This is a genomic window from Flavobacterium sp. (assembly GCF_031411595.1).
Classification (GTDB): domain Bacteria; phylum Bacteroidota; class Bacteroidia; order Flavobacteriales; family Flavobacteriaceae; genus Flavobacterium.
On the sequence record NZ_JANOBI010000049.1, the window covers coordinates 14,130 to 34,551 of the forward strand.

At 37.6% G+C, this 20,422-nt stretch carries 22 protein-coding genes and 1 other RNA gene; 12 read left to right on the forward strand and 11 right to left on the reverse strand.

The annotated features are described in order from the left end of the window. Position 1: 1 nt before the first annotated feature. An RNA gene (rnpB, locus tag RMO03_RS11705) (RNase P RNA component class A) lies at positions 2-306 on the forward strand. A 200-nt stretch (positions 307-506) separates the two neighbouring features. Here the strand turns inward: rnpB and RMO03_RS11710 are convergent. Together RMO03_RS11710 and RMO03_RS11715 are read right to left on the reverse strand one after the other, a co-directional pair. After that, the gene (locus RMO03_RS11710; RefSeq protein WP_309642289.1) at positions 507-1,058 is read right to left on the reverse strand and encodes an RsmD family RNA methyltransferase; all 552 of its coding nucleotides are present in this window, start codon (positions 1,056-1,058) and stop codon (positions 507-509) included. Beyond that, a complete protein-coding gene (locus RMO03_RS11715; RefSeq protein WP_309642290.1) occupies positions 1,055-1,852 on the reverse strand; it encodes a DUF3822 family protein in 798 nt (265 codons plus the stop codon). The genes RMO03_RS11710 and RMO03_RS11715 overlap by 4 nt, the downstream gene beginning before the upstream one ends. Positions 1,853-2,144: 292 nt before the next feature. Between RMO03_RS11715 and RMO03_RS11720 the strand changes: the two genes are divergently transcribed. The 3 genes from RMO03_RS11720 (at position 2,145) to kdsB (ending at position 5,526) form a co-directional block, all read left to right on the forward strand. Continuing rightward, on the forward strand, positions 2,145-3,074 hold the full coding sequence (locus RMO03_RS11720; protein ID WP_309642291.1) for a T9SS type A sorting domain-containing protein: 930 nt from the start codon (positions 2,145-2,147) through the stop codon (positions 3,072-3,074). Between the two features lie 74 nt (positions 3,075-3,148). Further along, complete coding sequence (locus RMO03_RS11725) at positions 3,149-4,579, forward strand: AAA family ATPase (RefSeq protein ID WP_309642292.1); 1,431 nt, start codon at positions 3,149-3,151, stop codon at positions 4,577-4,579. Between the two features lie 221 nt (positions 4,580-4,800). Then, complete coding sequence (gene kdsB, locus RMO03_RS11730; RefSeq protein WP_309642293.1) at positions 4,801-5,526, forward strand: 3-deoxy-manno-octulosonate cytidylyltransferase; 726 nt, start codon at positions 4,801-4,803, stop codon at positions 5,524-5,526. A gap of 78 nt (positions 5,527-5,604) precedes the next feature. Here the strand turns inward: kdsB and RMO03_RS11735 are convergent, their stop codons facing one another. Beyond that, positions 5,605-6,327 carry a potassium channel family protein gene (locus RMO03_RS11735; RefSeq protein WP_309642294.1) on the reverse strand — a complete coding sequence of 241 codons (723 nt, stop codon included), beginning with the start codon at positions 6,325-6,327 and terminating at the stop codon, positions 5,605-5,607. A 231-nt stretch (positions 6,328-6,558) separates the two neighbouring features. Here RMO03_RS11735 and RMO03_RS11740 point away from each other — a divergent pair, with 231 nt between their 5' ends. Then, entirely contained in the window at positions 6,559-7,056 is a 498-nt protein-coding gene (locus RMO03_RS11740) for a fasciclin domain-containing protein (RefSeq protein WP_409024919.1), read from the forward strand. Positions 7,057-7,121: 65 nt separating this feature from the next. On the opposite strand, the gene RMO03_RS11745 is transcribed toward RMO03_RS11740, so the two are convergent. Together RMO03_RS11745 and RMO03_RS11750 are read right to left on the reverse strand one after the other, a co-directional pair. After that, positions 7,122-8,072: an endo alpha-1,4 polygalactosaminidase gene (locus RMO03_RS11745; protein WP_309642296.1), complete on the reverse strand. Its 951-nt coding sequence runs from the start codon at positions 8,070-8,072 to the stop codon at positions 7,122-7,124. 3 nt (positions 8,073-8,075) lie between these two features. Then, positions 8,076-8,750 carry a fused MFS/spermidine synthase gene (locus RMO03_RS11750; protein WP_309642297.1) on the reverse strand — a complete coding sequence of 225 codons (675 nt, stop codon included), beginning with the start codon at positions 8,748-8,750 and terminating at the stop codon, positions 8,076-8,078. A 151-nt stretch (positions 8,751-8,901) separates the two neighbouring features. Here RMO03_RS11750 and RMO03_RS11755 point away from each other — a divergent pair, with 151 nt between their 5' ends. The 5 genes from RMO03_RS11755 (at position 8,902) to RMO03_RS11775 (ending at position 14,430) form a co-directional block, all read left to right on the forward strand. Further along, on the forward strand, positions 8,902-9,468 hold the full coding sequence (locus tag RMO03_RS11755; protein WP_309642298.1) for a 1-acyl-sn-glycerol-3-phosphate acyltransferase: 567 nt from the start codon (positions 8,902-8,904) through the stop codon (positions 9,466-9,468). 15 nt (positions 9,469-9,483) lie between these two features. Then, positions 9,484-10,638, forward strand: coding sequence for a M14 family metallopeptidase (locus RMO03_RS11760; RefSeq protein WP_309642299.1), 1,155 nt, complete (start codon positions 9,484-9,486; stop codon positions 10,636-10,638). 80 nt (positions 10,639-10,718) lie between these two features. After that, positions 10,719-11,198 carry an Lrp/AsnC family transcriptional regulator gene (locus RMO03_RS11765; RefSeq protein WP_166337030.1) on the forward strand — a complete coding sequence of 160 codons (480 nt, stop codon included), beginning with the start codon at positions 10,719-10,721 and terminating at the stop codon, positions 11,196-11,198. 140 nt (positions 11,199-11,338) lie between these two features. Then, on the forward strand, positions 11,339-13,897 hold the full coding sequence (locus RMO03_RS11770; protein ID WP_309642300.1) for a phosphoenolpyruvate carboxylase: 2,559 nt from the start codon (positions 11,339-11,341) through the stop codon (positions 13,895-13,897). A gap of 11 nt (positions 13,898-13,908) precedes the next feature. Continuing rightward, positions 13,909-14,430 carry a DinB family protein gene (locus tag RMO03_RS11775; protein WP_309642301.1) on the forward strand — a complete coding sequence of 174 codons (522 nt, stop codon included), beginning with the start codon at positions 13,909-13,911 and terminating at the stop codon, positions 14,428-14,430. Between the two features lies 1 nt (position 14,431). On the opposite strand, the gene RMO03_RS11780 is transcribed toward RMO03_RS11775, so the two are convergent. From RMO03_RS11780 to aroB, 6 genes are all read right to left on the reverse strand, one after another. Beyond that, entirely contained in the window at positions 14,432-14,911 is a 480-nt protein-coding gene (locus tag RMO03_RS11780) for a DNA-deoxyinosine glycosylase (RefSeq protein WP_309642302.1), read from the reverse strand. A 42-nt stretch (positions 14,912-14,953) separates the two neighbouring features. Next, positions 14,954-15,379: a DNA primase gene (locus RMO03_RS11785; RefSeq protein ID WP_309642303.1), complete on the reverse strand. Its 426-nt coding sequence runs from the start codon at positions 15,377-15,379 to the stop codon at positions 14,954-14,956. A gap of 26 nt (positions 15,380-15,405) precedes the next feature. Next, on the reverse strand, positions 15,406-16,377 hold the full coding sequence (locus RMO03_RS11790) for a deoxyhypusine synthase family protein (RefSeq protein WP_309642304.1): 972 nt from the start codon (positions 16,375-16,377) through the stop codon (positions 15,406-15,408). Positions 16,378-16,507: 130 nt separating this feature from the next. Beyond that, entirely contained in the window at positions 16,508-17,908 is a 1,401-nt protein-coding gene (locus tag RMO03_RS11795; protein WP_309642305.1) for an arginine decarboxylase, read from the reverse strand. Between the two features lie 51 nt (positions 17,909-17,959). Then, positions 17,960-18,133 carry a hypothetical protein gene (locus RMO03_RS11800; RefSeq protein WP_309642306.1) on the reverse strand — a complete coding sequence of 58 codons (174 nt, stop codon included), beginning with the start codon at positions 18,131-18,133 and terminating at the stop codon, positions 17,960-17,962. A gap of 155 nt (positions 18,134-18,288) precedes the next feature. Next, a complete protein-coding gene (gene aroB, locus RMO03_RS11805; protein ID WP_309642307.1) occupies positions 18,289-19,356 on the reverse strand; it encodes a 3-dehydroquinate synthase in 1,068 nt (355 codons plus the stop codon). 277 nt (positions 19,357-19,633) lie between these two features. Between aroB and RMO03_RS11810 the strand changes: the two genes are divergently transcribed. Both RMO03_RS11810 and RMO03_RS11815 read left to right on the forward strand, forming a co-directional pair. Then, entirely contained in the window at positions 19,634-19,918 is a 285-nt protein-coding gene (locus tag RMO03_RS11810; RefSeq protein ID WP_309642308.1) for a TIGR03643 family protein, read from the forward strand. 48 nt (positions 19,919-19,966) lie between these two features. Continuing rightward, positions 19,967-20,422, forward strand: a complete 456-nt coding sequence (locus tag RMO03_RS11815; RefSeq protein ID WP_309642309.1) for a DUF2452 domain-containing protein — start codon at positions 19,967-19,969, stop codon at positions 20,420-20,422.

Here is a 20,422-nt window from a genome sequence, read left to right on the forward strand (position 1 = left end):
CACCGCAGGCCGCCTTATCGCCGTTCGTAAGAAGGGAGGAAAGTCCGGACACCATAGAGAAGCATAGCGGGTAACGCCCGTCCGTCGCGAGATGAGGACCAGTGCAACAGAAAGTATGTACAGTTCGGCTGTAGTGAAACCAGGTAAACTCTATGCGGTGAAATTTCAAGTATATCGGCATTTAAGGGTTTCTCGCCCGTTGTCGAAGGGTAGAAAGATGGAGCAATTGAGTAATTGATTGCCTAGATAAATGATAAGGGCTCACTTCGGTGGGTACAGAATCCGGCTTATAGGTCTGCTTTTTTTTCTTTTTAAGGGTCTAAGTTACTGAGGTGCTAAGGTTCTAAGGTTTTTTTAGGAGCCGGGAACCTGCTATCATTCCAATCTTGTCATTGCGAGCTTGCGCGGCAATCTCTCAATGCCAAGGATTTTCCCTTCTATCGGGGCTAGGTTTCTCACAAACTAGGACGAACCTCAGTGCCTTAGCACCTCAGAACCTTAGTGCCTTATCCTTTTTCAGTTTCAAATTCGAAGAAAGAAAATATCGAACCACCATAACTTTTCTTAAACGAAAAATGCGCTAAATGATCGAGCTTGGTGTATTTTGAATGTTCAATAACCATCATACCATCGGCAGCCAGTAAGTTCTGCTCAAAAACCGAAATTACAATTTTATCGAAAGTTTTTTGGTCGAAACCATACGGCGGATCGGCGAAGATGATGTTGTATTCTGATTTACAACGTGCTATATATTGAAGTACATCGCTTTTGATCGCGGCAATATTAAAATCGAATTCCACCGCAGTTTGCTTGATGAATTTCACACAACCAAAATCGCCATCAACACTAGTAATATTCTGACTGCCTCGCGACGCAAACTCATAACTGATGTTGCCCGTTCCTGAAAACAAATCGAGTACTTTTAAATCTTCAAAATGAAAATGATTGTTGAGCACGTTAAACAACGCTTCCTTACTCATGTCAGTCGTAGGGCGAACCGGTAGGTTTTTGGGTGCGGAAATGCGTCGGCCTTTGAATTTCCCTGAAATAATTCTCACGATTGAAAAAGAATGAAATGCTTCAAATTCTGAGCTGTCGAGAACGTATTGTGCGGTTGTAAATCGGTAATATCAAATATCGAAACGTTTCGGATATACTTGTAAGCGATTTTAAAATAAGCATCGTCTTCAGCAATATCACCAACAAATTCGAGCTTGAAACTCTCCGGATTCATATTGAGTTGTTCTGCCGTAAAAAGTAAATAGTAAATCAAATCTTCAGGCGTCTTATAATCGAACGAATTGAACAATAGCAAGTGCTGGTTTTGCACAATGATAATTTCAAAATGCGTTTGGCTCATATGCACAAACATGCGTTTGTCATCAACATTCTTAGAAAGATCGAGCAATCTCGACACCAAAATCGTATGCACATGCTTATAATGACAAGCCCCGAAATGATTCGTAAACACATCGTTGATATTCGCATCAGGCACATAAACCGTATGCATCGAATAAGTCGACAGCGTATCAAAAGCAAAAAAATCAGTTTCAAAAACTTTGGTATTATACTGCATATAACTGCCCAAATATTCCTCATCAAACAGCGGTGCCGGCACAAATGTCGCGAGATTGTTCTCGTGCAACACGACCACTTCGTCATATGATTCTTGAAAAACTGGATTTTCGTTTAGGATTTCTGCCACCGTAGCACCATCAAAAGCCAGTTCGTCAACCGAAAGCACTTTATTGTTTAAAGTATCAAAACTACTGAAAGCCAAACCGCTAGCCGAAACTTGAACCGTCAGTTTTTTGTAAATTTTTTCCGTGATGTTGGCTGCATTCACTAGCATAAGACAAATCGTTCAATCATTAAATTAGAAAATCTAACCCGACAAACTTACAATTTTTTTACATGATTTTTGATTTTTTTTAGGAGCTTAATCCTGCTGTACGCTAATATCTTTTGCGCCGAACGCCGGCACAAAAGGATAACCGCTGCCATCAGGGCTAGACGAGACGGTAAGATTTTAAGACTGTAAGATTCTAAGACCGTGAGCGTATCATAAAATCTTACAGTCTTAAAATCTTATAGTCTCATAATCCATTTATTATTTTAGATTTGTCTCTCAAAACCGCCTTCTCATGAAAAAAAATACGAGTTTACTATTATTATTGATCGGCTTCTTTAATGTAGCATTTTCGCAACCTGTCATCAATCAGTCGAGTTTTCCAAGCAATTATTCCGCAACAATATATGATGCCACTAATTTGTCATTGTCTGCAGGCCTGCCGGGACCCAACCAAACTTGGGATTTTTCTTCGGTAGCCATGACTGAGTCGGATAATACGAGTGTTTTCCCTGTAGCGAATGTGCCGCAGGCAAACCATTTTCCAACCGCAAACTTTTGCTATAAAAATGTTTCGGGAGAATTTATTAATTATTCATTGTTTAGTATTTCCGCCAACGGTATGGAATATCTTGGTGCTGTTTCGGATACTAGTATATCAACAGATTATACGCCCAACCCGCTATCGGTGTTCACTTTTCCGTATACTTACAATACGGCATTCACGGATACATTTCAATCTACAATAGAAACAGAACCAAACTCGACTACGAGAACCTATGATGCCTACGGAACTTTAATCACGCCCTACGGCACGTATAACAATGCCATCAGACAAAAAATAGAAAGCCCCGGTGGTTTTATATATTACAATTGGTTTAATGCCAATCCGTTTCAGGTACTCGCCATCTTGGGTTATAACGGCCAATCGTTGACGGTCTATGGTAATGAAGTGTTAAGCACTACAAAACATGATCAAAATTCATTCAGCATTTATCCGAATCCAACACAGGATGATTTTACAATCGATACCGGCAACACCACTAATACCGAAGTTTTCGTAAACGTTTATAATGTTTTAGGAAAGGTCATACATTCATACGAAAGGCACAACGCAGCGTATAATAAGATAAGCCTGCTCGATTGTAGCCCGGGTTTGTATATCATTGAAATCACCGATGCTAATAACGTGGTTTTGCAGACCCAAAAAATAATCAAGCAATAATTTCTTTGCGCCTTTGCGTCTTTGCGAGCCAAATCAAAAAATCTTTGCGTACTTTGCGGTGACAAAAATCCAATATGAATTCCAGTAACTTCTACAGCATTCTCTCCAGAAATTTCCCTTTTCAACCCACTACGAAACAGGATATTTTCTTCCAACAGATTGCGGAATTCATCACCAACAATAACAACCAGGAAATCTTTGTACTCAAAGGCTACGCGGGAACAGGAAAGACAACCGTTATTGCAACTATTGTCAACCACCTTTCGGAAATCAATAAGAAATATGTATTGCTTGCACCTACAGGACGCGCGGCAAAAGTCATTGCCAATTATTCTCAGAAACCAGCCTTTACGATTCATAAGAAAATCTATTTTCCAAAGAAAAATTCAGGCGGTGGCATGAGTTTTACCTTGCAACCCAACAAACACAAAGACACAATTTTTATTGTCGACGAAGCCTCGATGATTTCGGATGTGAATCAAGATACGAAGCTATACGAAAACGGTTCACTGCTCGATGATTTGATTTCTTATGTATATGCCGGAACCAATTGCAAAATGATTCTGCTCGGCGATACAGCGCAGTTGCCACCGGTGAATTTGTCGCTTTCTCCGGCACTCGATATCGATGGTTTGGGTTTGCATTACCAAAAAGAAATCTTCCATATCGAACTTGATGAAGTGATGCGACAGGAAGAAAATTCGGGAATTTTGTTCAATGCTACGGAATTGCGTGAAGTATTGAAAGACGAACTTTTCGATACGTTTCAATTTCAACTTAAAGGTTTTAAAGATATTGTCAGATTGACCGATGGTTACGATATTCAGGATGCGATTCATTCGGCTTACAGCAATTATAGTATTGAGGAAACGGCATTCATCGTACGATCGAACAAACGCGCCAACGCTTACAACCAGCAAATACGCACAAGGATTCTTGATAAGGAAAGTGAACTCTCCACCGGAGATTACTTAATGGTTGTGAAGAACAATTATTTCTGGCTTAAAGAAAGCGATGAAGCCGGATTTATAGCCAATGGCGACATTATTGAAGTCATGCAAGTCTTTAATATTAAAGAACTCTACGGATTCAAATTTGCGAATGTCAAAATCCGAATGGTTGATTATCCGAACCAAAAACCCTTTGAAACGGTGTTGCTACTCGATACGATTACGAGCGAATCGCCTTCATTGACTTACGAAGAATCGAACCGATTGTACGAAGCCGTGATGGAAGATTATGAAAACGAAACCACCAAATACAAACGCTTCCAAAAGGTAAAAGAGAACGAATATTTTAATGCGCTGCAAGTCAAGTTCTCGTATGCGATTACGTGCCACAAATCGCAAGGCGGCCAATGGAAAACCGTGTTTATAGAACAGCCTTATTTGCCTGATGGGATTATTGATAGGGAATATATTCGGTGGTTGTATACTGCGATTACGCGTGCTAAAGATCAGTTGTATTTGATTGGTTTTAAGGATGAAAGTTTTTTGGAGGATTAGGTACTAAGGTTCTGAGGCACTAAGGTACTGAGGTCGTTCTGGTTTGCGTGAAACCCTAGCCCTGATAGGAGCATTTATCCTTTTGTGCCGTCGTTCGGCAGAAAAGATATGGCGGATAGCAGGAACCAGCTCCTAAAAAAATGTAAAATATTTAAAAAAACGTTCTTCTTAAAAAGTAAAACCTCAGTACCTTAGCACCTCAGAACCTTAGCACCTCTAAAATGAAAATCATCGCCGTCATTCCCGCACGCTACGCCTCAACCCGTTTTCCCGCGAAACTGATGCAGGATTTGGGTGGCAAAACGGTCATCACCAGAACTTATGAAGCCGCTGTGAATACGAATCTTTTCGACGATGTTTTTGTAGTGACGGATTCGGATTTGATTTTCGATGAGATTATTTCGAATGGTGGAAAAGCGGTGATGAGCCAAAAGGAACATGAATCTGGCAGCGATAGGATTGCGGAAGCGGTGCAAAATCTTGACGTTGATATTGTAGTGAATGTGCAAGGCGACGAACCATTTATTGATCAAGGTTCGCTCGAAAAAGTCATGGCCGTTTTTAAAAATGATGCTTCAAAAGCAATTGATTTGGCTTCCTTGATGCGTGAGATTAAAGACGAAAATGAGATTAATAATCCGAACAACGTCAAAGTGGTTGTAGATCAAAACGGCATGGCGTTGTATTTTTCGCGTGCAGTGATTCCGTATCCAAGAGAAAAAAATGTTGGTGTTCGGTATTTTCAACATATTGGCATTTATGCTTTCAGAAAACAAGCCCTTTTAGATTTTTATCATTTGCCGATGAAGTCGTTGGAAGCTTCTGAGAAATTGGAACAACTTCGTTACCTCGAATTCGGAAAGCGCATCAAAATGGTTGAAACCAATCACATTAGTATTGGCATTGACACTCCTGAAGATTTAGTGCGTGCTAAAAAAATGCTCTAACATAGTTTTTCTTTGCGCCTTTGCGTCTTTGCGAGATTTAAAATAATTCTCTCGCAAAGACGCAAAGGCGCAAAAAGTTTATTCTTTGTTTTCGTGATCAAAATAACCTCTACTTTTGATTTGCGTGGAGAAAAAATTCAAAAATAAAACCACAAAGAATAAGAACAACAACGCTTGGGTTGATACCAAAATCTTTCCTATAGTGGTCACGGGATGAAAATCGCCATACCCAATCGATGACGAAGTGATGATGCTAAAATAGATCGCGTCAAAGCGGCTGGCAAATGGTTTGTTCAGATAATTTCCACACGAATACAATACCGAAAAAGCAAAAATAATCTCGAGATAATTGAGGAAAAGTAGTAAGATCGATCTTTTATAAGAACGTGGTCGTGAAATTAGATCGGATGCAAAAATTAAAGTTGGAATATACAGTACGGTTTCCAACAGCACATAAATCATGATTCCTAAAATCCACTGATTGTGTTGCCAATGGTGCCATAAAATGACCATGGGAAAAGCTACTTTCAATAAAATGTAAAAATCCATGGCCAAATCTCGGTATTCTGCTCCTTTCTTGGCCGCTAAATATTTGATATAAATACCAGGGAAAAGCAACTGAGAAAACGAAAGCAACAAACGCACAATTTTTTCAATACCATTGTCATCCTGATGGTCGTTGTTCCAAATCGATTGAATGTTGCGGATTCTTTTTTGTATCGGATTGTACTTAGACTTTGAAAGTTGAGATACATTTCCCAATAATAATTTCCTTAAAATATAAAGTATTTTCAGTAGCATGGAAAGTTATCGTTTGTTCTTGCTAAGATAGTAATTAATAGGCTTTTCCGGCTGTTGATTCTTTATAAAATGAAGTGTCAACGGTCTTTTTTCTTTATAAAAAGCATTTGCACAAAACCACATTCAATATTCTTCCGTAAATGCCATTATAACTTTTAAAAAAGAAAAACTATGAAAGCACAAAAATTAATTTCGAATTCTATTCTGGTAATTACTTTACTTTTAGTAGGTATGGTTTCCGCTCAAAAAAGCGTGATGGTTGGTGGCGCTGCGATGTATCCATCAAAAAACATTATTGAGAATGCTGTCAATTCTAAAGACCATACCACCTTGGTTGCGGCTGTAAAAGCTGCCGGATTGGTAGAAACGCTGCAAGGAAAAGGGCCATTCACCGTTTTTGCTCCAACCAATGAAGCGTTTGACAAATTGCCAAAAGGAACCGTGGAAACTTTATTGAAACCCGAAAACATTAAAACATTACAAACTATTTTGACGTATCACGTGGTTGCCGGAAAAATGAACTCGTCCGATATAGCCAAAGCGATTAAAGCCGGCGGTGGAAAAGCTACTTTGAAAACTGTGAGCGGCGGAACATTGACCGCTTGGATGAAAGGTAAAGACTTATACATTACCGATGAAAACGGTAAATCGGCCAAAGTGACGATTGCTGATGTCAACCAATCGAATGGTGTGATCCACGTAATTGACAATGTAGTTACTCCAAAATAAAAAGATAATTTCGGGGAATTTTGTTATGAGAATTGGGAAAAGAGGGCGAGCGATTGTCCTCTTTTTTATTTGTTATAAAGAAAATAATACCCTTCAACATTGTCAAGGAAAGCACCGTCAAATCCGGCATCGATAATTTTTTTGACGTAGGAATCGGGGTTTCCATAAATAATTTTTTTCCAGTCTTCGTGCCAGAATTGTACATAAAATTCATCATCATAACCCGCATACTTTTTCTTAATCCAAATGGGGTTGTTGATTTGCCACGTTGTTTTCCAGTAATAACGCCAGTTTTCCACCGCACCAATATTGACATACGAAATAATGAGTCGCTTTCCGCCATTGGCTTTGGTTTTGAGTTTTTCGATTTCGTTGGCGGTTAAAAGGCGGTCGTTATAAAATAAATCAATGGTAATCATATCGTAATTCGTTGCAGCAATGGCGGTAAGAAAAAGGTGTTTGGTTTTTAAATCGATAGGATTGATGAGGTATAAATAATTTTTCGCATCACTCAATTTCAAAATATCATTAGCATTTTCGTTGGGAATGTTGGTTGGAATTTCACGATAATGCTCGTTGGTTTTCACGCGTGGATACAACAAAAAGCCTTCTTTGTCACTCTGCGATTTTATAGATTCTATAGCATTGTCTTCGCGGATAAAGTCAGAAAGCATGATTTGTTTTTTGGCTTTCAATTTCCGCAGCATATTGAGTCGATAAGTGTCAACTTTTGGTTTTTCGTTGTAGAATAAATCTTCTACAGCAATGCCATCAATGGCGTCAATATAAGCAGTTCTTAATTTACCATTCGGATTCATTTTTTCAAACGCGAGTTCGGGTCCGTTTTGTGGAATGATGATGAAAGTCGAGTCGATACTTCTCGCATACTTCGAGAGATCGATGACGAAATCTTGCATTTTAATTCCCGCTTTTGTGGTTTTACTTTCTTTCACCGGAGTGAAAGCAACAATGAAAAGCACGAACAATGAAAGTATAAAAAGTGATTTTTTCCGCATCGTTTATTTTTTATTAAAGCTTTTTTGAATCACAATCAATTCGTTATGGTTTTCAATTCGCGGTATCGTAAAAACAGTATAAGGTAAAGTATTGAACTCCGAAAGGTATTCTTTATTGCGCTGATTGTGTTTTTCATCGAGCGTCATGGTGTTGAATAAAATATAACCTTGCTCATTCAATAAAGCACCAATGCGATTGATGAAGAATTTTTCGAACAAAAAATTAGGCATCTGTGTGTCTTGAAAGACATCAATGATTATTAAATCGTAGGTTGCTTTGGTTTTCAATACAAACTCGAAAGCATCATCGATAATAATGTTGAGGTTTGGAATTTTGTCGAGATAAAAATATTCGTTGGCAATTTGAATGACTTCCGGATCAATTTCAACACCGGTTATTTTGCCTTTATAATGAATTTCATCCACCAATGTTTTAATCACGCTTCCACCGGCAACACCTAGTATTAGAAGGTTATTCATTGATTTTATTTTTTCAAAACCAATTTTTTTCAAACCCAATCTCAAAACGCGTTGCAAACTACCATAAGAATAATTGGTATTTTGAGAATCGAGCACGAGTTGACCATTATTCCAATTAATTTCAATCGACTTGCTAACCATCGATTTTTTTTGGTAAACACGAATCGGAATAAGAAAACTAAGTACTCTTCGCAGCATTTGAAATTATTTTCATCAAAAATAAGAGATTAATGTTAATTTTACAGAAATAGTTTAGCATGAAATCGCAGTAAACCAGAAATTTGCTTTTGCAAAAACCTTTAAAAATAAGCGATTCTCATATAGACCTATAAAGAATAAATTCTACTATATGAAACAAAGCATTTACCGATTTATTTTCTGTCGATTGATGGGATGGAAAATTATCGGCACAATCAATCCCGAAATCAAGAAATGTATCCTCATGGTGATGCCACATACCAGTTGGCACGATTTCTATTTGGGGCTTTTTACAAGAGGCATCATTGGTTTGGAAATGAATTTTGTAGCTAAAAAAGAACTATTCCGATTTCCTTTCGGATGGTATTTCCGTTGGATTGGCGGTACACCATTAGATCGCTCGGGTGGCTTGAACAAAGTCGATGCGATTGCCGAAATTTTCAAGCAAAAAGAAGTATTCAGAATGGGCATATCGCCCGAAGGAACCAGAAAAAAAGTCACGGAATTGAAAACTGGGTTTTATTATATTGCGATTAAAGCTGAAGTTCCGATTATTCCAGTGGCGTTTGATTTTGGGAAAAAAGAAGTCAATTTTGGTGAGCCGTTTTATCCAACCACTGATTTTCAAAAAGATATGAAAGCCATTATGCCTCATTTTGCCGGAGTTAAAGGTAAAATTCCCGAGCATGGTTTTGATTTTAATTCCAATTCATTTTAATATAATTTTTAGTCTATGAATTTCGAATCAATAGCCCAAACAAATAAAGTTCCCAGTTTATCTGGCCGATACATCACATTAGAATCCATTGAACCTTTATTAAGTCAATGGAATACTGACCATCATTTGAAAATCGTCGGACAATCGGTGTTGCATCAATCGATTTATGCATACACCATTGGGCACGGAAGCACTCGTGTTTTAATGTGGTCGCAAATGCATGGCAATGAAAGTACGACGACGAAAGCAGTTTTCGATTTCTTGAATTTTCTGCACAGCGATTCTGATACTGCAACGCAATGGTTGTCACACTTTACTTTTATGATGCTACCAATGTTGAATCCTGACGGTGCGAAAGCATACACAAGAGAAAACGCCAATGGCATTGATTTGAATCGTGATGCGCAAGATTTATCGCAGCCTGAAAGTAAAATTCTTCGAGCTTGCTTTGACAAATTCGAACCGCATTATTGTTTCAATCTTCACGATCAACGGACTATTTATGCAGTTGGAAACACTAACAAACCAGCGACAGTTTCTTTTTTGGCACCGGCTTTCAATGTTGCACGTGAGATTAATGCAGTCCGAGAAAAAGCCATTGGGGTTATTGTGGCGATGAATGATGCATTGCAACAATATATCCCGAATCAAGTCGGTCGGTTTGATGATGCGTTTAATTTGAATTGCGTCGGCGATACTTTTCAGTCGCTGAATGTTCCGACAATATTATTTGAAGCCGGACATTTTCAAAACGATTATGAGCGTGAAGTAACTAGAAAATTTATTTTCATAGCATTAATTTCTGGATTGCAACATATTTACGAAAACGTTGTAGTTGACAACAAAACTGACAATTACTTGAATATTCCTCAAAATAAAGCTGTTTTTTTTGATATTGTTTATAAAAATGTCAACATAAATTATGATGGTATCGAAAAAAATACGAATTTCGCAGTTCATTATAAAGAAGAGTTGATTGATAATCGGCTTTGTTTTAATGGATATTTCGCTCAAATAGGAAATCTCGAAGATGCATTTGGTCATTTTGAATTTGATGCCAAAGGCGCTGTTTACTCCGATGAAAGCGATAATATTCCGAAATTAGATGCAAAAGCTAATTTTTGTTTGGATAAAATTACAAAAATTGTTAACGGACGAATTAATAGTTAATAATTTTTAAAATCTATAGCGAAAAATTCAATACTTCTTTTTAATTTTAGAGCAGAACAAAACAACTAACCAATATTTTTATGAGTAAGTTTCGATTAGATGAAGTAGATCACCAAATTTTAGACATGTTGATCGACAATACCAGAATTCCTTTCACGGATATTGCCAAAAAATTATTAATCTCAGCCGGAACAGTTCACGTGAGAGTAAAGAAAATGGAAGACGCGGGCATTATCATGGGTTCATCCTTAGTGCTTGATTATGATAAATTGGGCTATTCTTTCATCGCTTATATTGGTGTATTTTTAAACAACACTTCTCAAACTAAATTTGTTTTAGAGCGTATCAACGAAATTCCATACATCACGGTTGCGTCTGTTACGACAGGGAAATTCAACATTTTTTGTAAAATCAGAGCTAAAGATACCAAGCATGCAAAGGAAGTTATTTTTATGATTGATGACATCGAAGGCGTTTACAGAACCGAAACGATGATTTCTCTCGAAGAAAGTATTAATGATAAGAAACGTTTGATGCATACTATTTTTAAAAATATGTAAGCAGCTTGAACGTACTATAGTATAGAACCTCAAGTTAGCGCTTGGGGTTTTTTGTTTTAAACACGGATTTCACAGATTGAATCCGTGTTAATTAGTCAAATCTGTGTTAAATATTTTAATTCGCCTATTCCGTTTCAATCATGTACACACTGACCAAAATAGAACGTTTCAATCAGAATGTATTGTCTAAGTATCATGTTTACAACAGTGTTTTCTTGACTTTACCTTTTGATTCTATTGATAATACCGGCGTATTGTTACCGCTGTTTTCTGAAGTGTGTGAGAAAGGATTTAAAAAGCAGGAAACGCCCATTCAGATTGTTGATTTCTTCAATAAAAAATATTTAGACGATGCTCCGGAATGGGACAGAATCGATTTACTGTTTCGGTTTATTCAATTCATTGAACGCCAAATCGTGCTCTTCGATGCCATTGAAGACGCTGCTTTTCCGGTCGTCAATAACCTTGAAGGAAAAGGTTCTTTGCGTGATATTAAAGAAACGGCGGAATCCAATGGCAAAACTGAAGTGTTTCGTGAGTTCCTCAAAAACTTTAATGTAAGAACGGTTTTGACAGCACATCCAACGCAATTTTATCCGGGTTCTGTACTCGGAATTATTACCGATTTGACGAATGCGATTCGTGAAGATGATTTGGTAAAAATCAAGCAGTTGTTGTCGCAATTGGGGAAAACGCCTTTTATCAAAAAGCATAAACCATCGCCTTTTGATGAAGCCGTAAGTTTGGTTTGGTATCTCGAAAATGTGTTTTACGAAACCAGTGGTGCGATGTTGTCTTACATTCAAAAACATGTTTTTGACGGTGGTGATATTCAAAATCCAATCTTCAATTTGGGGTTTTGGCCCGGTGGAGATCGCGACGGAAATCCGTTCGTGACCACAGAAATTACACTCCAAGTTGCGGACCGTTTGCGAACTTCTATTTTGAAAAGTTATTATAAAGACTTGCGAAACTTAAAACGCAAGCTTACCTTTTATCAAGTCGATAAGCTAATTGCGGAATTGGAATTGAAAATTTACCGCTCTGTTTTTTATTCACAAGGCGACATTTACATCACACTGGAAGAATTCAAAAGCAAGCTAAAAGAAATCAAAACGATTGTCATCCACCAACACCAATCATTATATCTCGATGAATTGAATGCGTTGATCAATAAAATAACGTTGTTTGGATTCTATTTTGCGTCGCTTGATATCCGTCAGAACAGTAAAATTCACGACATTGTTTTTGCTCACATTGCTCCGTTTTCTTCAGATTTTGAATCGAAATCAATCGCGGAAAAATTAGATGATTTGGCTGCACTCCAAGGAAAATTAAATCCAAAAGATTTTTCTCATGAGATGACACAATCTACAATCGAATCAATTTATGCGATGAAAACCATTCAACAAAAAAATGGAGAATTGGCTTGCAATCGTTATATCATCAGCAATTGCGACAGTGCTTTACAGGTTTTACAAGCTTTTGCCTTATTGCGACAATGTGATTGGGAATATCCAACAGTTGATGTTATTCCGCTGTTTGAAGTCATTGATGATTTGCAAAATGCGCCACAAATTATGGAGCAATTGTATTCTAATACAATATATAAAAAACACCTCGAGCGTCGCGGCAATCAACAAACCGTTATGTTGGGGTTTTCTGACGGAACCAAAGACGGTGGTTATTTGATGGCGAATTGGAGCATCTATAAAGCCAAAGAAAACATCACATCGATTTCAAGAAAATACGGTATAAAAGTTATTTTCTTCGATGGACGTGGTGGTCCACCTGCGCGTGGTGGTGGAAAAACGCATAAGTTTTATGCTTCATTAGGTTCATCGATTGAAAATCAACAGATTCAAGTAACTGTGCAAGGGCAAACGATTAGTTCTAATTTTGGAACATTGGATTCGTGTCGTTACAATCTTGAAAATTTATTGAGTGCCGGAGCGACGAATCAGGTTTTTGCTGAAACACAAACAACGTTGACAGAACCACAAAAAGGTTTGCTTGATGAACTTGCAACAGTGGGTTATACCAAATATTCAGATTTCAAAAACCACCCTAAATTTATTCCGTATCTCGAGCAAATGAGTACGTTGAATTATTATGCGAAAACCAATATTGGCAGCCGTCCGTCGAAAAGGAAAAATTCAGATACTTTGGATTTTTCAGAATTACGAGCGATTCCATTCGTGGGTTCATGGAGTCAATTGAAGCAAAATGTTCCCGGTTTTTTTGGTGTAGGAACAGCTTTAAAACATTTCGAAGAAACCAACCAATGGGAGAAAATTCAAGATTTGTATAACAGTTCTTTGTTCTTCAAAACGTTGCTCGAAAACAGCATGATGTCGCTTGCCAAATCGTTCTTTCCGTTAACAGCTTATATGAAAGATGATCCGCAGTTTGGTGATTTCTGGCAAATTATTTATGATGAATTTTTGGAAACCAAGCGCTTATTGCTTAAAATTGCTGGACACCAAGAATTGATGGAAAATTATCCCGACGGAAAAGCGTCGATTGCGATGCGTGAGAATATTGTAAAACCGTTGTTGACGATTCAACAGTATGCTTTGTCGAGAATCAATCAATTGCAGCAAGAGAAAAACCCCGATGTGAAGTTGATTGAAATGTATCAAAAAATTGTAACACGATCGCTGTTTGGGAATACTAACGCGAGTAGGAATTCTGCTTAATATTTATTTTTATGAAATTAAATCAATTACAAAATACCGAATACGCTTCTTTTTACGCACCATACATCAATGCAGTTTCTGACGAATACAGCTTGATAGAAGAATTAGAAATTTCAGTGCATAGACTCATTAAATTCGTGCAAAACATTCCTTTGGATAAATTCGACTACCGATACGCAGAAGGCAAATGGACGATTAAAGATATTCTGCTACATCTGATTGATGCCGAAAGAATTTTCGCTTATCGCGCTTTGCGGTTCGCCAGAAAAGATGCAACACCATTGGCGAGTTTTGATGAAAATATTTATGTTGATGTAGCACATGCCAACAACAGAAGCATCCAAGATTTGTTGACAGAATTGGCCGTAGTTCGACAAGCGACTTTGTCTTTATTTAAAAGTTTTTCTGATGAAAATCTGATGCAAGTTGGAATCGCTTCGAATAATCCGATGTCGGTGCGTGCTTTAGGATTTGTGATTATTGGGCATCAGAACCATCATCAACGGGTTTTTGAAGAACGTTATCTTTCGTAATTTATTCGTATAAAGCTTCTCGCCAAGCACCAAATTTTTCTTCAAACTTTATTGTATGCGCCGGACTTGTAGAAGGCATTACGTGAAATTCAATACCTTCAATATTCCCGAATTTCTTTATAAAATAACGGTGGCTTTCTTTTCCATTAAAAAGGATCTTTTTAATTTTTGGAAATTGCTCAAGCAAAGCCGGAATGTCATTCTCTGTGTGGTTTTTAATATGAATGTCGAGACTTCCTTTGCGTTCGCAATTGGCTAACACATCCCAAAGTCCGATTTGGTTTTGCTTTAATAATGCCACTCTTTCCGCAAAATTATCAGGAACTTTTCCGTCAGCAAAAACGGTAAACATAATCTTCCAAAACTGGTTTTGTTTGTGTGCGTAATATTCCTGCTTTAGCAATGACATCGCACCAGGCATGGTTCCCAGAATTAGGATTTTTGTTTGAGTATCTGCGAAAGGAGGAAAGGAAGCTAGCATGTTTTTGGTATAAAAAAAGGAACCCGAAAGTTCCTTGTATATTTATTCTTCGTCGTCTTCGTCGTCGTCAGCAACGTCTTCCACATCATCATCGTCATCGTCGTCTGTGTCATCACCATCATCTGAACCTCCTGGGTCTTTGGTGATATCCACTTCTTCTTCTTCTTCATCTTCGCTGGCGTGAGCGTCGTCGTCGTCGTCGAGACCTTTGATTACATCGATTGGTTCTACGATATCGTCTATATCGTCTTCTTCGTCAAATTTTTCGAGTCGACTCGCGAGTTTGGTACTTACTTTCACCAAATAAATGGTGTCTTCGGTTCGTACTTCAACAGCTTCAATCAATTCGTTGTGCGCATTTCTAAAACGGATGATGTTGGAGTCATCATAGCCGTCAGGAAACCTTTCCACCAATAAGGTGAGAATTTCATTCGTCAGTTTAGAGTAATCAACAATAATTCTTCTCATAGTTTATTATAAATCAAGTAGGTAAGTTATAAATCAAGTAGGTAAGCAAAAATTAATGGTGCTACAATTGTAGCATCAGATTCGATTATAAATTTAGGGGTTTTTATGTCAAGTTTTCCCCAAGTAATTTTTTCGTTGGGAACGGCTCCAGAATACGAACCGTAGCTAGTGGTTGAATCGGAAATCTGGCAGAAATAACTCCAGAATGGCACGTCATGCATTTCCATATCTTGGTACAACATTGGCACGACACAGATTGGGAAATCGCCTGCAATACCACCGCCAATTTGGAAAAACCCAACGCCATTTTTACTGTTTTTTGGATACCAGTCAGAAAGGAAAACCATGTATTCAATTCCTGATTTCATTGTCGAGGCTTTCAAATCGCCTTTGATTACGTACGATGCGAAGATGTTTCCCATCGTGCTATCTTCCCAACCCGGGACGATAATCGGTAAGTTTTTCTCAGCAGCGGCATACATCCAGCTGTCTTTTAAGTCGATTTCGTAGTATTCTTCCAGCACACCTGAAAGTAACATTTTGTACATGAATTCATGTGGGAAATAACGTTCTCCTTTGTCATCGGCATCTTTCCAGATTTTGTAGATGTGTTTTTGCAAACGACGGAAGGCTTCATGCTCCGGAATACAAGTATCGGTGACACGGTTTAGTCCACGTTCTAATAAATCCCATTCTTCTTGTGGTGTCAAATCGCGGTAATGCGGCACTCTTTCGTAGTGAGAATGCGCCACCAAATTCATGATATCTTCTTCGAGGTTGGCTCCTGTGCATGAAATGATTTGCACTTTGTCTTTGCGGATAAATTCCGCGAAAATTTTTCCAATTTCAGCCGTACTCATCGCACCGGCTAGCGTCACCATCATTTTGGCACCATTGGCTAATTGTTGCTCGTAGCCTTTTGCTGCGTCTACTAAGGCGGCGGAGTTGAAATGCAAATAATGTTTCTCGATAAATTGACTGATAGGTCCTTTACTCATGGTGATGTTGTTTTTAATGCTTAGGCCCTAGCCCTGATGGAAGCGGTTATCCTTTTGTGCCGTTGTTCGGCGCAAAAGATTGTAGCGCACAGCAGGAAATAGCTCCTAAGAATTATTCTTCAAAAATAATTTATTTTTTATTATAACCTAATATATCTAACACTTCTTCTGAAGTTTGTTGTTCGGAAAAAACCTCAGTTGCTAAAATGCCGTTTTCGTCGCGGTCGATTAGGATGTGTTTGGGCTGTGGAATCAAGCAGTGGTGCAATCCGCCGTAGCCGCCGATGGTTTCTTGGTATGCGCCGGTGTTGAAAAATCCGATGTATAATGGTTTTTCTTTGTTGTATTTGGGCAGGTAGATGGCATTCATGTTTTGTTCTGAATTGTAATAATCGTCACTGTCGCAGGTCATTCCGCCGAGTAAAACGCGTTCGTATTGGTCGTTCCAGCGGTTGACCGCCAGCATGATGAAACGTTTGTTGATGGCCCAGGTGTCCGGTAAAGTGGTGATGAAAGACGAATCAATCATGTTCCATTTTTCTCGGTCGTTTTGTTGTTTTTGATACAGAATTTGGTAGATCGCACCGCCACTTTCGCCTACGGTAAACGAACCGAATTCAGTGAAAATATTGGGAACATCGACTTCCGCTTCTTCGCACGCAATTTTGATTTGATTGATAATTTCGTCAATCATGTATTGGTAATCGTATTCGAAAGCCAGTGAATTTTTAATTGGAAAACCACCGCCGATGTTGAGTCCGTCGAGCGTTGGACATTCTTTTTTGAGTTGGATGTATACTTTGATACATTTCACGAGTTCATTCCAATAATACGCGTTGTCGTTGATTCCGGTATTGATGAAAAAGTGCAGCATTTTGAGCTCTAGATTTTCATTTTCCAGAATTTGTTTTTTATAGAACGCTACGATATTCTTATAACCGATTCCGAGACGCGAAGTATAAAACTCAAATTTCGGTTCTTCTTCGGCTGCGATTCGGATTCCGATTTTGAATTTTCCTTTGATTTCCGCTTGCAACAAATCGAGTTCTTCGTAATTGTCGATGATTGGAATGGCATTTTTGTGGCCGTTATTGATTAAGCGGGCAATGTTTGAAATGTACTGATCACGTTTGAAACCGTTGCAAATGATATACGTGCTTTTGTTTATTTTTCCGGTTTCTAGTAGATTCTCAACGATGTTGATGTCGAATGCGGAAGACGTTTCTATATGAATGTTGTTTTTAAACGCTTCATTCATAATGTATTGAAAATGCGAGCTTTTTGTGCAATAGCAATAGTAATATTTGCCTTCGTATTTGTTTTTTTCCATTGCATTTCGGAACCAGTTTTTGGCTCTTTTGATGTTGTTGGAAATTTGTGGTAAGTAGGTGAATTTTAATGGTGTTCCGTATTGCTCGACCAATTTCATCAAATCGATGTTGTGAAATTGCAGGTTGTCTTTGTTGAGTGTGAACTCTTCTTGCGGGAAGTAATAAGTTTGATTGATTAAATCGAAATATTTTGTATTCATTGGTTGGGTTTTATTTTAGATTAAAAAGAGGAAATCAATTTTATCTATAATTCAAACCCGAATATTCGCGTAAATAATCAGCAGTTTTTCGTTGTATTGATTGGAATATTGAAAAACATCAAAAGGTGAAATACCATTTACCGTAAAAACATTCTTCAAAAAGTGGAAGAAGAATTTTTGATTTTCAACTGCGGAAAAAAGCGAATTGGCGGTATTACTGTTCATATTCATTAGCGCAAATGTAAAAAAATAAATAGTTGTGATGCAATCGTTTTTATTAAAAAAATATTAAGTTTTATTTACTGCTATAAACTTTGCGTCTTTGGGTCTTTGCGAGCGAATTTAATGTCTCGCAAAGACGCAAAGGCGCAAAGCTAGATTTAAACCTTATAATGTTTGAATGCTTCTATAATGAGTTCTTTTTCAGCGGTTTGGTTTATTTTTATTTTACCTATTCCTTCAATCAATGCAAATTGGATGGTTCCGTATTCATTTTTTTTGTCATGAATGAGTAAATCGAGGATGGGATTGATGTCGTTGTCATCGAAAATTACGGTTTCAAAAATGCCGGAAATCGTGTTTTTTATTTGAAGAAATTCAGCTTCAGAAATCCAGTTTTTTTGCCATGAAAGATAACTTTCGAGAATCATGCCGACAGCAATCGCTTCGCCATGCAGCAAGGTTCTCTTATTTTCGTTTTCGAGGAAATAACTTTCGATAGCGTGGCCTAAAGTGTGTCCGAAATTCAACGCTTTTCGGATGCCGTTTTCGGTGGGATCTTGCATGACGATTTCGTTTTTGATTTCAATTGATCTGAAAATCAAATCATCTAAATCTGCCAAATCCAATTGTTTTAAATCTAAGAATTTTTGCCAATAGTTTTTATCGAATATCAATCCATGTTTGAGCATTTCGGCTAAACCCGAGCGCATTTCGTTTTGTGGTAAAGTTTCTAAATAATTCGAATCAATGATGACCATTTTAGGTACATTGATCACGCCGATTTGGTTTTTTAGATTTCCTAAATCGACACCATTTTTGCCACCAACCGATGCGTCAACCATCGCGAGTAATGTAGTTGGAATGTGAATAAAATCGATACCTCGTTTGAAAGTGGAAGCCACAAATCCGCCCAAATCAGTTACTACACCGCCGCCTAAATTGATGATGACACTTTTTCTGTCAGCGCCCAATTCGGTTAAAACATTCCAGATTTGCACGCAGGTTTCGATGTTTTTGGAACTTTCACCGGAATCAAATTCGACGATTTCTATTGCGATTTCAGTGGCTAAATACGGTAAAAAATTAGGCAAACAATATTCATTCGACTGACTGTCAACAAGTACGAAAATGGAAGAATACTTAGTTTCGGTAATGAATTGGTTTAAGGCTTCGTAGCCTGCTTCGTTGAAGTATATCGGATAGCCATTGGCTTGAATATGAGACATAAGGAATCGTATGATTTATCGTCGCAAAATACGGTAATTTTTTTGGTTTTTTGATGGAATAATTTTGATTAGGAAATGGTATAAGGATGAAGCGGATTTTACGGATTTGAACAGATTAAAAAGTTAGGGTTGATTTTTTTAATGATTGTAGAATTATAAAATTCATGAAAATCAGCTTCAACGCGAGCCAGTAAATTAAACGCATTTTAACAATTTAAATCATAAATAGCGCTTATCTTTGTTCAATATTTTTTTAAAAAGATTAAACAAAATAAAAATGCCTTCCAATAAAAATTTTAGTGACGTTGACATCGATCGCATTATCGAAATGGCTTGGGAAGATCGAACCCCTTTTGATGCGATTCGTTTTCAATTTGGTCTTGCTGAAGCTGATGTCAAAGCATTGATGAAAAGAGAATTGAAATTCAGTAGTTATAAACTTTGGCGCAAACGAGTTGAAAACTGTAAAACCAAGCACTTGGCGAAACGTGTTTCCGGTATTGATCGGTTTAAATGCAAGCTACAACGTATCATTTCAAACAATAAAATTTCAAAACGATAATTTACAAACGTCACATAGCACAGTGATATAATCAGATTTATTAAAAAAATGGAAAAAGAGAAACCGGACAATGTTGTATATTCTAAAGAAAAAGGATTTTATGCCAGTGTATTGCCATATTCAACGAATGTTGGCGCGCCTGTCATTAAAATTGATGATGTTGTTGCTTGGAAAAGCCGCGGCATACACAACGTCAATAAAGAGTTTGAGAATAAGTTCAATGAGCTTAAAATGCAATACCAGAATTTAATGCAAGAATACGAGTGGAACGAATTGGTGTATAACGCAAAATTCTCCTTTGAGCCTGTAATTGGTGAAATTTATCATCTGTATATTGGCGATGACGGCATCAATTTTCTGTCATTAATTGCACCACATGAATGGAATAAAGAACACATTGCAACTTTCAAATTGAACAGTGATAAAAAGTGGATTGTGCAGGATGAAAAAGCTAATAGTTTCTTTTCAAATCAAAAGCCATTTCAAACCATAAATACAGATTAA

Bases quoted from the DNA above. Each gene is read 5' to 3' on its own strand.
- RMO03_RS11715 (WP_309642290.1), bottom strand. From the start codon at position 1,852: ATGCTAGTGAATGCAGCCAACATCACGGAAAAAATTTACAAAAAACTG.
- RMO03_RS11720 (WP_309642291.1), top strand. From the start codon at position 2,145: ATGAAAAAAAATACGAGTTTACTATTATTATTGATCGGCTTCTTTAAT.
- RMO03_RS11725 (WP_309642292.1), top strand. From the start codon at position 3,149: ATGAATTCCAGTAACTTCTACAGCATTCTCTCCAGAAATTTCCCTTTT.
- kdsB (WP_309642293.1), top strand. From the start codon at position 4,801: ATGAAAATCATCGCCGTCATTCCCGCACGCTACGCCTCAACCCGTTTT.
- RMO03_RS11735 (WP_309642294.1), bottom strand. From the start codon at position 6,327: ATGCTACTGAAAATACTTTATATTTTAAGGAAATTATTATTGGGAAAT.
- RMO03_RS11740 (WP_409024919.1), top strand. From the start codon at position 6,559: ATGGTTTCCGCTCAAAAAAGCGTGATGGTTGGTGGCGCTGCGATGTAT.
- RMO03_RS11745 (WP_309642296.1), bottom strand. From the start codon at position 8,072: ATGCGGAAAAAATCACTTTTTATACTTTCATTGTTCGTGCTTTTCATT.
- RMO03_RS11750 (WP_309642297.1), bottom strand. From the start codon at position 8,750: ATGCTGCGAAGAGTACTTAGTTTTCTTATTCCGATTCGTGTTTACCAA.
- RMO03_RS11755 (WP_309642298.1), top strand. From the start codon at position 8,902: ATGAAACAAAGCATTTACCGATTTATTTTCTGTCGATTGATGGGATGG.
- RMO03_RS11760 (WP_309642299.1), top strand. From the start codon at position 9,484: ATGAATTTCGAATCAATAGCCCAAACAAATAAAGTTCCCAGTTTATCT.
- RMO03_RS11765 (WP_166337030.1), top strand. From the start codon at position 10,719: ATGAGTAAGTTTCGATTAGATGAAGTAGATCACCAAATTTTAGACATG.
- RMO03_RS11770 (WP_309642300.1), top strand. From the start codon at position 11,339: ATGTACACACTGACCAAAATAGAACGTTTCAATCAGAATGTATTGTCT.
- RMO03_RS11775 (WP_309642301.1), top strand. From the start codon at position 13,909: ATGAAATTAAATCAATTACAAAATACCGAATACGCTTCTTTTTACGCA.
- RMO03_RS11780 (WP_309642302.1), bottom strand. From the start codon at position 14,911: ATGCTAGCTTCCTTTCCTCCTTTCGCAGATACTCAAACAAAAATCCTA.
- RMO03_RS11785 (WP_309642303.1), bottom strand. From the start codon at position 15,379: ATGAGAAGAATTATTGTTGATTACTCTAAACTGACGAATGAAATTCTC.
- RMO03_RS11790 (WP_309642304.1), bottom strand. From the start codon at position 16,377: ATGAGTAAAGGACCTATCAGTCAATTTATCGAGAAACATTATTTGCAT.
- RMO03_RS11795 (WP_309642305.1), bottom strand. From the start codon at position 17,908: ATGAATACAAAATATTTCGATTTAATCAATCAAACTTATTACTTCCCG.
- RMO03_RS11800 (WP_309642306.1), bottom strand. From the start codon at position 18,133: ATGAACAGTAATACCGCCAATTCGCTTTTTTCCGCAGTTGAAAATCAA.
- aroB (WP_309642307.1), bottom strand. From the start codon at position 19,356: ATGTCTCATATTCAAGCCAATGGCTATCCGATATACTTCAACGAAGCA.
- RMO03_RS11810 (WP_309642308.1), top strand. From the start codon at position 19,634: ATGCCTTCCAATAAAAATTTTAGTGACGTTGACATCGATCGCATTATC.
- RMO03_RS11815 (WP_309642309.1), top strand. From the start codon at position 19,967: ATGGAAAAAGAGAAACCGGACAATGTTGTATATTCTAAAGAAAAAGGA.